General features: G+C 67.0%; 1 protein-coding gene. It reads right to left on the bottom strand.

The genetic code is table 11. The features are described 5' to 3' along the window. Positions 1-421: DUF5933 domain-containing protein (locus ADL12_RS24755; RefSeq protein ID WP_244188039.1), on the bottom strand; the 421-nt coding region annotated here is incomplete at both ends.

The following is a 421-nucleotide window of genomic DNA, read 5'->3' as shown; positions in this document are numbered from 1 at the left end:
CGTGATCGGCGGTTGCCACGTACTGGTCGAGCACCGCCGGGCGGGTCTTGGACGTGATGAGCAGCCAGGTGTCGCCCGTCTTGCGGCCGGCCACCAGCAACAGGCCCAGCCCGACGCCCTTCAGCAGCAGGACGCGTTCCCGGCCGGTGCGGCGCGTGACGGCGATGACCGCGTAGCCCAACATCACCCACAACGCACCGGTGCCGAAGGAATGGCCGTCGTTCATCTTGGCGTCGCATGCCCACCGCGCCAGCAGGAAGACGAGGTCGATACCGATCGCGGCACCAGCCGCGATGAACCGTTGTCGCCAAGGGAGCACCGTCATCATCAACGCCATACCGCCGTACAGCGGTCCCGGTTTCGGGGCAAAGATCAGCGCCTTCACCTGGTTGGAAATCGGCCCCGGTTGACCGTAGCGGCG

It is taken from the genome of Streptomyces regalis (genome assembly GCF_001509475.1).
GTDB classification, from domain to species: Bacteria; Actinomycetota; Actinomycetes; order Streptomycetales; family Streptomycetaceae; genus Streptomyces; species Streptomyces regalis.
This window is presented reverse-complemented; position numbering and strand designations above follow the sequence as displayed.